This window comes from Nostoc sp., from assembly GCF_036917415.1.
Classification (GTDB): Bacteria; Cyanobacteriota; Cyanobacteriia; order Cyanobacteriales; family Nostocaceae; genus Nostoc.
In genome coordinates, this window is the sequence record NZ_JBALDJ010000059.1 from 47645 (window position 1) to 58288 (window position 10644).

The 10644-nt window shown below is 42.4% G+C and carries 9 protein-coding genes; 3 read left to right on the forward strand and 6 right to left on the reverse strand.

Annotation, left to right across the window (positions count from 1 at the left end; all coding sequences use genetic code 11):
• The first annotated feature begins 198 nt into the window (after positions 1-198).
• On the forward strand, positions 199-873 hold the full coding sequence (locus V7K41_RS11540) for an ABC transporter ATP-binding protein (protein ID WP_334848177.1): 675 nt from the start codon (positions 199-201) through the stop codon (positions 871-873).
• Positions 874-1078: 205 nt separating this feature from the next.
• Positions 1079-1813, forward strand: coding sequence for a 16S rRNA (guanine(527)-N(7))-methyltransferase RsmG (gene rsmG / locus V7K41_RS11545; protein WP_334848179.1), 735 nt, complete (start codon positions 1079-1081; stop codon positions 1811-1813).
• 120 nt (positions 1814-1933) lie between these two features.
• Here rsmG and V7K41_RS11550 read toward each other — a convergent pair whose 3' ends face one another.
• From V7K41_RS11550 to V7K41_RS11560, 3 genes are all read right to left on the reverse strand, one after another.
• Complete coding sequence (locus V7K41_RS11550) at positions 1934-2749, reverse strand: superoxide dismutase (protein ID WP_334848181.1); 816 nt, start codon at positions 2747-2749, stop codon at positions 1934-1936.
• Between the two features lie 110 nt (positions 2750-2859).
• Positions 2860-3981 (reverse strand): ABC transporter ATP-binding protein, encoded by a 1122-nt coding sequence (locus V7K41_RS11555; protein WP_334848183.1) that lies wholly within the window; start codon positions 3979-3981, stop codon positions 2860-2862.
• A 161-nt stretch (positions 3982-4142) separates the two neighbouring features.
• Positions 4143-4871, reverse strand: a complete 729-nt coding sequence (locus tag V7K41_RS11560; RefSeq protein WP_334848185.1) for a GUN4 domain-containing protein — start codon at positions 4869-4871, stop codon at positions 4143-4145.
• Positions 4872-5256: 385 nt separating this feature from the next.
• On the opposite strand from V7K41_RS11560, the gene V7K41_RS11565 reads away from it, so the two are divergent.
• Positions 5257-6678: an NADP-dependent isocitrate dehydrogenase gene (locus tag V7K41_RS11565; protein ID WP_334848187.1), complete on the forward strand. Its 1422-nt coding sequence runs from the start codon at positions 5257-5259 to the stop codon at positions 6676-6678.
• Between the two features lie 721 nt (positions 6679-7399).
• On the opposite strand, the gene V7K41_RS11570 is transcribed toward V7K41_RS11565, so the two are convergent.
• The 3 genes from V7K41_RS11570 to V7K41_RS11580 form a co-directional block, all read right to left on the reverse strand.
• Positions 7400-7633 (reverse strand): hypothetical protein, encoded by a 234-nt coding sequence (locus V7K41_RS11570; RefSeq protein WP_334848189.1) that lies wholly within the window; start codon positions 7631-7633, stop codon positions 7400-7402.
• Positions 7634-7667: 34 nt separating this feature from the next.
• On the reverse strand, positions 7668-8729 hold the full coding sequence (gene mtnA, locus V7K41_RS11575; RefSeq protein ID WP_334848191.1) for an S-methyl-5-thioribose-1-phosphate isomerase: 1062 nt from the start codon (positions 8727-8729) through the stop codon (positions 7668-7670).
• Positions 8730-9072: 343 nt separating this feature from the next.
• A partial coding sequence (locus V7K41_RS11580; protein WP_334848193.1) for a calcium-binding protein occupies positions 9073-10644 on the reverse strand: 1572 nt, incomplete at its 5' end.

Below are 10644 nucleotides of genomic sequence, written 5' to 3' on the forward strand. Positions count from 1 at the left end.
GGTAATCTTTCCATCCTTCCAGGCTTGCTCTAGCCATTATTTAAGGCTTAGTCTGCCACAATGGAGAAAAAGTGCATAATTATTGCTGCTAAATTAAGGTGTTAATCCAGGTAATGCGCTATAAATTTTTCCAGAATTTTCCAGATACTCTCAGTGTAGCTAATCAGTAATTTGCTGACTTTTTGGTAATCTTAACAAATGCTTTATCTCCGAAATGTAAATTATCATCCGACAGCGTGCCCAACAGCGATTCTCAAATCGATCAATTTAGAATTAGCACCCCAGCAGCTAGGTCTGATTATTGGCCCGAGTGGTTCGGGTAAAAGTACCTTACTAGAAATTTTGTCGGGACTAGCCGAACCCACTACTGGCGCTCTTTTCTGGCGGGAACAAGAACTTCTAGCCGAACAGCTACAACAATTAGCCGGGTTGGTATTTCAGTTTCCAGAGCGACACTTTTGTGGTGGTTCGATTTTAGAAGAATTACGTTTAGGACATCCTGAGTTAGGGTCAGAACGAGTCAGACAGGCGCTGAGTGAGGTGGGATTAGAGCATTTATCGCTTTTTGCTGCTCCCCATGCTTTGAGTGGTGGTCAGCAACGACGTTTAGCTTTAGCAGTGCAATTAATTCGCCAGCCAAATTTACTGTTATTAGATGAACCCACAGCTGGTTTAGATTGGTCAATGCGTCGGCAGCTGGTAAATTTATTAGCAAAACTGAAACAAGATTGGACATTGTTGATAGTGACACACGATGCTGGGGATCTGTTAGCGATCGCAGACCGTTGCTGGACACTTAACCACGGCGAACTAGAATCAGTAGACCCAAAGACACTAGAATCCAAAGTTAAAGAACCTCTACCAACTGTGTGAGAGGGGACTAGAGACTGAGGATACAGGGGAGCAAGGAGACAAGGAGGACAAGGAGGACAAGGGGAAATTATTGAATAAGTCTCTCCCTTGTCTCCCCTCTCTTCCTTGTCTCCTTTGTCTCTTCTTCATACCCAATGCCCCCATGACAAATAACAAATGACAAATGACAAATGACAAATGACAAATGACAAATGACAAATGACAAATGACAAACTTATTGCCTGAAATGGCAGAAATCTGGCAGCAAACTCTCAATTGGCAACCAACTCTTCAACAGCAAGCACAATTTCAAAAGCTTTATGAGTTAATCCTAGAAGGTAATCGCCAACAAAATTTAACTCGGATTGTTGAACCCCAAGAGTTTTGGGAAAAACATCTCTGGGATTCTTTGCGAGGAATTGCATCTCTGTTATCAGGAAATTTCTCCTCTGCTTCTCCCGCTCTCATCGATATTGGTACAGGTGCGGGTTTTCCGGGTGTTCCAGTGACAATTACTGTACCTAATTGCACAATTACTCTTCTCGATTCCACTCGGAAAAAAATTACTTTGCTCGACAATATATTAAGTGAACTTGCCCTAACCAATGCCAAAACTCTTGTTGGTAGAGCGGAAGAAATTGGTCAGCATCCACAGCATCGACGAGCTTATAATATTGCATTGATCCGTGCCGTAGGGGCAGCCTCTGTCTGTGCAGAATATACTCTACCACTGCTCAAACAGGGAGGTTTAGCCATAATTTATCGCGGTAATTGGACAGAGGATGAAACAGCTGCTCTACAGAATGCTGTGATCCAGTTGGGTGGCGTCATTGAATCAATCGAACAATTTACAACACCCTTAAGTCACAGCATCCGACACTGTTTGTATTTGCGTAAAATAAGCACCACACCAGTTCAGTTTCCGCGTGCTATTGGTGTACCTACCCAAAAGCCTCTTTAACTAATTCGTAATTCGTAATTATAAAAGCTAGAGCAGCCCATACTGATTATAATTACGAATTACTTTGACAGGAGCGGAAGATAAATTTTTTATTTTTTGCTATCTTTATCGCCCCAATTTTTAAGCAAATTTACTTGCTGCTGCAAACCGCTTATTAATCTCATCCCAATTAATCACGTTCCACCAAGCGTCTAAATAATCGGCACGGCGATTCTGGTAATTGAGATAATATGCATGTTCCCATACATCATTACCCAGGATGGGATATTTACCTGCACTTAAGGGACTATCTTGATTAGCTGTAGTTGCCACTTCCAACTTGCCACCTTTGTTACGCACTAGCCAAACCCAACCACTACCAAAACGACCAGCACCAGCCTCGTTAAACTGTTTTTTGAAAGCTGCAAAAGAGCCAAAATTTTGATTAATCGCGGAGGCTATATTTCCTGTTGGTTCTCCTCCACCTTTCGGCTTCATAATTTCCCAGAACATTGAGTGGTTGACATGACCACCGCCATTATTACGTACTGTTTTGCGAATATCTTGTGGTACAGTGTCAAGTTTTTGCAACAGTTCTTCAACAGTTTTGCCTTTGAGTTCTGGGTGTTTGGCTAACGCTGCATTCAGGTTTTTCACATAAGTTGCGTGGTGTTTATCATGGTGAAATTGCATCGTTTTGGCATCGATGTGTGGTTCCAGTGCTTCGTAAGCGTAAGGTAAAGGTGGTAGTTGGATAGCCCCTGTTGTATTTGGCGTTGTATTTGCTGTTGTATTTGCTGTTGTATTTGCTGTTGTATTTGGTGTTGTATTTGGTGTTGTGTTGGAAGTTGCAGTGTTTCCCTGAGGAGATTTCTCTGCCGATGCACAAGCGTCTAATGCAAAAGCACCAACACCTGATGTAAGTAAAAACAAGAAATGGCGTCGATTAATAGTCATATAAGTTTTGCAGCGAATCTATTCAGTCTCTATTGCAGTTTTCATTTTCTTAGATTTTGGCTACAAAAAATTAGAAATTAGCGATTACTTCTGGCAGTTTAAAAAACTTTTTATAAAATTCTGTCCCCAGTTTTGGGATCGAATACAAACAACTGATTTAAATCGAGCTGTAGAGAAAGGCGATCGCCTGGACGAAGACGCATATCACCGCCTACCTGAATATTCAACATCGCCGCCGAACCAGGTAAACCAGCACGAATCAAAGTTTCTCTTCCCAAAGGTTCTACAACTTTAACTTCAACCGATAATAGTCCTGAGTTTTGAGTAGTGTTAGCGGTAGCGGGGGGTTCAACCCGTTCTGAGTCAGTGTTTATTTTGATATGCTCTGGACGAATCCCTAAATCAAAACTATGTCCCTGACGCAACTGTAATTTTTCATTTACAACTGCTGGAACCGCTAATAATTGTCCACTCACATCAAAACCATTATTTTGATAAATTGCAGGCAAAATATTCATTGGCGGACTGCCTAAAAAAGTTGCCACCATCTGATTAGCAGGACTTGCATAAATAGTTTGGGGATCGCCAATTTGTTGAATACGTCCTCGATTTAGGACGACAATTTTATCAGCCAAAGTCATCGCTTCAACTTGATCGTGGGTGACGTAAATAGTTGTAATACCTAATTGTTGATGTAACTGTTTCAATTCTGCTCTGGTATCATCGCGCAATTGGGCATCTAAATTAGATAAAGGTTCATCAAGTAAAAACACTTGGGGTTCACGAGCGATCGCTCTCCCTAATGCTACCCGTTGTTGTTGTCCACCCGAAAGTTGTTTGGGTTTACGATCTAGCAAGCGATCCAAAGAAAGCGATCGCGCCACATTCATCACCCGTTCTTGAATGATTTTTCGGTCAACCTTCCGCATTTCCAAGCCAAAGCCAATGTTTTGCGCCACACTCATGTGAGGATAGAGAGCGTAGTTTTGGAAAACCATCGCCACATCTCGTTGTCTGGCTGGGATATTATTCACCAAGCGATCGCCAATAAAAAGTTTGCCAGATGTAGCGGTTTCTAAACCGGCGATCGTTCGCAAAATTGTAGACTTACCACAACCCGATGGCCCGACTAAAACCCAAAACTCGCCATCAGGAATTTCAAAGGTAATGTCCTCTATTGCGGTGACGTTATTGAATCTACGCTTAATATCTTCTAGACGAACGTTTGCCATTATCCAATTTAATATTTTTAGTTTGGGATCTGCGGCAAGTAACCTCCAACTCAGTACTAGGGGCTTTTATCCGCCCCTTTTGAGGAACTGTGAGGCTGCTTTGCAAGTGCAGAAACTTGATTATCCTGCACAACTCTAATCAGAAATCTTAGATATCAAAATTATTTTTCTGGATTCTTCGACCAAGCTGGGTGAGAAAGTAAAGAAGCAAAAACTCGTACTCCCCGAAGTTGATTAGAAAGGGGTAAGTGACCTTTAGGCGCACTCAAATCCCAGGTAAACTCGTTAGGGTATCGCGTCCAGTTATTACCTGCTTTCCAGCCAATTTTTGGCCAGAAATTCTCCCAATTTTTACCCAAACTTAACCAGATTTCTCGCTGCACTGAAAAACCAAATTTACCTTCTGAGTAGACTAACCATAGGTTGTTAATGGTTTGTAAGTCAACAGCCGAGGTATTTTCTACCTCAGTAAAATACAACCATTTTCGTTGTACAGCCGTTGGCCCTGATAGTTCACACATTTTTTCGATGGTGATGCGATCGGCGGCTTGGAAGTCTTGAGCAGCGAGTAGCTGTTGCAAAGAATTGTAGTTAATCCCGCATTCTGATTTTAGAGGTACAATTCCCTCAGGAAAACAGGATCGTAGAAATTCTTTGGCTTGAGGTGCATCAGAGTTATAAAGGACTTGGTAAGCTTTGCCATCAACCCAAGTCGGTGGGTTCTCACGTCGTTTCAGTAAAAATTCCATCAACACGTCTAATCCCTCATTACCCAACTCAGCTAACTGTGGGATTATCTGTTGTTGGACTCTTTCAGACCCAGCGATTAACGGTTGTCGGAGGGAGTCGATGTCATTTGCAGGGCCTGATAAAATCATTGGGTCTGTCATGCCATTCTCGTTTTAGCGGTCAGTGAAAGAACGGTAAGCTATCGGGCATTCTCTAAAGTGAAGCACTGATAGCGAAAAGTAGTTTACTATTTTTGATCGTACAAAATTGCGATCGCTTCACTGAATCCCACACTTAATCCCCAAATAATGTACAAGGGGAATAGGGGGAAAATCTGCAGATTGGGGACTAGGGACTGGGGACTGGGGACTGGGGACTGGGGGAACATGGAGAAGAAGGGGGAATTATTGAAAAAATCACTCCATTGTCTCTTCCCAATACCCAGTCCCCAATGCCCAATACCCAAGCAAAGACATAGCAAAATATACAAGCCTGCCACATAAGGTTTTTTTGAATAGCAGCGTATCGATTAGGAGTGTGTGAACTATGTACGACAAGATTACCCCCCCCACAACTGGAGCAAAAATTACTTTCAAAAATGGTGAACCAATCGTACCAGAAAATCCAATTATCCCCTTTATTCGGGGCGATGGTACAGGTATAGATATCTGGCCTGCTACCCAAAAGGTGCTAGATGCTGCGGTAGCCAAAGCATACAAAGGTCAGCGTCAAATTAGTTGGTTCAAGGTTTACGCTGGCGATGAAGCTTGTGATTTATACGGTACTTACCAGTATTTACCTCAAGACACTCTCACAGCAATTGAAGAATATGGTGTTGCTATTAAAGGGCCTTTGACTACTCCTGTTGGGGGGGGAATTCGTTCTTTAAATGTGGCACTACGTCAAATTTTTGACTTGTATGCCTGTGTGCGTCCTTGCCGTTACTATGCAGGTACGCCCTCACCCCACAAAAATCCCGAAAAGCTGGATGTAATTGTTTATCGGGAGAATACAGAAGATATTTATTTAGGCATTGAGTGGCGACAAGGTAGCGAAATTGGCGATCGCTTAATTAAAATTCTCAATGAAGAACTGATCCCCGCCACCCCAGAACATGGGAAAAAACGCATTCCTCTTGATTCTGGTATTGGCATCAAACCCATCAGCAAAACTGGTTCCCAGCGCTTAGTTAGACGTGCTATCAAACACGCTTTGCTATTGCCCAAACACAAGCAACAGGTGACTTTGGTGCATAAGGGCAACATTATGAAGTACACCGAAGGCGCTTTCCGCGATTGGGGTTATGAACTAGCAACCAGCGAATTTCGCGCCTGTACTGTCACTGAACGGGAATCTTGGATTTTGAGTAACAAGGAAAAAAATCCGAATATTTCTTTGGAAGAAAACGCCCGCGAGATCGATCCTGGGTTTGATGCTCTCACTGAGGAGAAAAAAGCGCAAATTGTCAAGGAGGTTGAAACTGTTCTTAACTCAATTTGGGCAACCCACGGTGAGGGTAAATGGAAAGATAAGATTTTGGTGAATGACCGGATTGCTGACAGTATTTTTCAACAAATCCAAACCAGACCGGATGAGTATTCGATTTTGGCGACGATGAACTTAAACGGCGATTATTTGTCTGATGCTGCTGCTGCCATTGTTGGGGGATTGGGAATGGGGCCGGGAGCAAATATTGGTGATGCTTGTGCCATATTTGAAGCTACCCACGGTACTGCACCGAAACACGCCGGCTTAGATCGGATTAATCCTGGTTCAGTGATTTTGTCTGGTGTGATGATGCTGGAGTTTCTGGGTTGGCAAGAAGCCGCAGACCTAATTAAGAAAGGTTTAAGCGATGCGATCGCGAGTAGTCAAGTCACTTACGATTTAGCTCGGTTGCTAGAACCGCCAGTTGAACCTTTAAAATGTTCTGAATTTGCCGAGGCAATTATTCAGCATTTTGGTTAAATGCACTGGTGTCAACTTAAGTTTTGGCGAATTTTATTTGCAGGCCAGCTTCAAGTCTTTTAACCTAAGATATTGCAGCATTGTCAATTAGCTCTTTAGCTAGCCCAGAAATAAATTTCTGGACTAGCTAAAGTCAATTGAAAAAGAGGCAAGGGAGCTCTTAGCTCTTAGCAAAGGAGAAGGTTCAGATGGGGATTCGACCCCACCTTTTGGGAGAACCACTTATTAGAAGTGGGGGACGTAAGAACATATTCCGCTCCGCTTTCTCCGCTTTATGGCTCGACGTTGGGATCGTATCAGGTTCGGTTAAACACTTATAATACCTGTAGGTTGGGTTGAGGAACGAAACCCAACATTCTGCTTTTCCAAAGCTGTAGTAACAACAACTCCTTCTGTAGTTAATAACGTTTCAAGTGTGATAAGTAACGCTTAAGTTGTTGTTACCACGGCTGAAGCTGTGATTATCATTGCTGAAGGTGTTATAACTAATGCTTAAATTGTTATTAACTACAGCTGAAGCTGTAGTTAATAACGTTTCAAGTGTGATAAGTAACGCTTAAGTTGTTGTTACTACGGCTGAAACTGTGATTATAATTGCTGAAGTTGTCGTTACTGAACATCTTCAGAAACTGAGAATCAACCACGGTTTTCTAAGGGTTTCAGGCTCATTGTTAGAAAGATTTATTATCTTTAAACCACTTATCAAAACAGAATTCAGGAGTCAGGAGTCAGAAAACAGACAAGAATTTTGTACGAGTGGCGGATGAATAAACGGGTTTAAAACCCCCACCAAATCTAAGATTTGGTGGTCTATAATCAGTGGGGGATTCAGACCCGCCACTGATAGCGAGTCCACGAGCGTCTTGATTCTGACTCCTGAATTCTGACTTCTGAATTCTTCTTCAACGATAATTGTCTGTTCTGGCTTAGAGAAAGAAGGTTCGTCTCTCGACATATCTTTATCTTGACCAGTAAAGTCGCTTAATGATTTACACTACTTGCTTTAGCTGTGATTTTGCTAATTTATGAGGTGCGATCGCTCCATTCTCTGTAATGATGGCTGTAATCAACTCAGCCGGAGTCACATCAAAAGCTGGGTTGTAAAAATCTACACCATCAGGTGTGAGAATGGTATCACCAACTTGATAAATTTCTGTTGGATCGCGTTCTTCAATGGGAATTTTACTGCCATCAGCTAATTCAAAATCAACAGTGGAAAGGGGTGCAGCTACAAAGAAGGGTATATTATGTGCTTTAGCTGCGATCGCTACACTATACGTACCAATTTTATTGGCAGTGTCACCATTAGCAGCAATGCGATCGGCACCCACAACTACAGCATGAATCAAACCCTGTTTCATGCAATGGGCTGCCATATTATCAGTAATTAATGTCACTGGAATACCTTCTTGCACACATTCCCAAGCGGTGAGTTTTGCACCTTGCAAACGGGGACGGGTTTCGTCGGCAAATAAACGTTCTAAACGTCCTTCCCTCCAAGCAGAACGCACAACTCCTAAAGCAGTGCCATATCCAGCAGTAGCTAGCGCCCCAGCGTTACAGTGGGTAAGTAACGTTAGCTTTTCTGGGGTAGTAGGTAAAACCGCCAAACCATTGTCGCCGATCGCCTGACAGGTTTGCAAATCTTCAGCGTTGATTGCTTGGGCTGTTTGCAAAAGGATTTGCTCGATTTCTTCCACTGTTCCCAGCGTTTCGTAGGCAGTTTTCATCATCCGGCTAATTGCCCAAAATAAATTCACAGCTGTCGGACGAGTAGAACGCAACAACTGGGCTACTTTGTCTAAGTGTTGCAAAAATTCGTGGCGATCGCTTGTTTTAATTTCCCTTGCGCCAAGATACATTCCATAAGCCGCAGCCACACCAATTGCAGGCGCACCTCGGACAATCATGGTTTTAATTGCCCGCGCCATATCTTCACTGCGGTGAATTTCTACAAATGCATACTCGTTGGGTAAGCGGGTTTGGTCTATTAGTGACACTGCGTTGTTGTGCCAAATAACGGGATAAACCTGGTTTGTGGAAGGTGTCATAGAAAAAGGTAGTTAGTAAAGGAGCAATATTTTTTACTTTAATGCACCCTGATGACTCATTTTAAAAACTCCAGAACTGGCAGTTACGAAAAAAAAGTCTGCTTTTAATTTTATTACGATTGGTGAAGGGAATTAAATAGGAAAGTTTTGCTAAATTTGAAGTTGCGATCGCCCGAATACAATCTTCTTTTACTTAGTTAGTAAGCTGTTTCGCATTTTATTAGTATGATTCTGACTTTTCACCTCATCAAGAAAAACTAATGCAACACCTAACTCCCTAGTCGCTCTCCGCTTCGGAGAGGGGTTAGGGGAAAGGTTATTCCAAGATTACTGAATTGGTGTTCTAGACAATCAGACTGAAATTGCTACTATTCAGAGTAATACCAGGATTTCCTAAACTGGCAAACTCAAATACTGTTCCTGTACCCAGAAGATTGCCATCCCGATTATAGAATAGGCTGCCACTACTTTGGCTAAAGACAATACGCGCCTTACTAGCATTGACAGATTGATTGTTAGTGACAACTGCAAAGTCAGTTAAAGCTTGACCCACGTTATTAGTAACAGTATTAAAGGTGGTTTTACTCAGCACAATCTGGTCTTGTCCCGCTTCAAACTGAGTGATATTATCAACACCTAAGCTTGTGCTAAAAACTCCATTACTTTGGAACAGATATTTATCCTTCCCTGTTCCACCAGTGAGAATATCATTGCCCAGTCCTCCTAAGAGTTGGTCATCACCATTACCTCCCTGGAGGGTGTCATTTCCGTTACCGCCAATCAGAGTGTTATTCAGTGTATTACCAGTGAGAAGGTCATTGCCTGTGCCACCCGTTGCATTTTCGATGACGTTGTTGGCAGAGAGAATGAGTTTGAGATTGCTATTAATCGTTTGCGAGGTGGTTACACCTAGATTTACGTTGACGGGAACTGTAGTACCGCTAAAGTTAAGAGTATCAGTACCACCTGTTGTGGTTTCTATAATTGTGTCGGTTCCCAAGGCAGTATTAGCTAGGAAAGAATAGGTATCATTTCCTGCTAACCCTTGGAGTCGGTCATTTCCGTTACCGCCAATCAGATTGTTATTCAGTGTATTACCAGTGAGAAGGTCATTGCCTGTGCCACCCGTTGCATTTTCGATCGCGTTGTTGGCAGAGAGAATGAGTTTGAGATTGCTATTAATTGTTTGCGAGGTGGTTACACCTAGATTCAGGTTGACGGCAACTGTAGTACCGCTAAAGTTAATAGTGTCAGTACCACCTGTTGTGGTTTCTATGATTGTGTCAGTTCCCAAAGCAGTATTAGCTAGGAAAGAATAGGTGTCATTCCCTACCCCACCAGACAAAGTATCATCACCCAAACCACCTTCTAAACGATCATCCCCTTGTTCACCAAACAGAACATCATCACCACTAAATCCTCTGAGGGTATCATTACCTAAACCGCCAAATAATTGATCTGCATAATAGGTATTACCATCAATAGTCTGAGCCAGGTTAACAGTATTCAAAATGAAATCTGTGGCTTGCAGTTGGCTAGGATTGATGCCATTGAGTTTTAGTTGGGACGAATAACCACCAAAAAAAGTTGTAATCAAAGCATTGTCTTGACCGTCATTAGTAATCAGTTTTTGCAGCGTATTCCAATCACCAATATTGAGACTTCTGACATCAATTTTGTCCTGTCCTCGGACGAAATCAATGACTAGATCATTTTCTTGAGAGTATGCCAAGTTAAAAACATCATTCCCCGCCCCACCAGACAAAGTATCATCGCCCAAACCACTTTCTAAACGATCATCCCCTTGTTCACCAAACAGGACATCATCACCACTAAATCCTCTGAGGGTATCATTACCTAAACCGCCAAATAATTGATCTGCATAATAGGTATTACCATCAATAGTCTGAGCCAG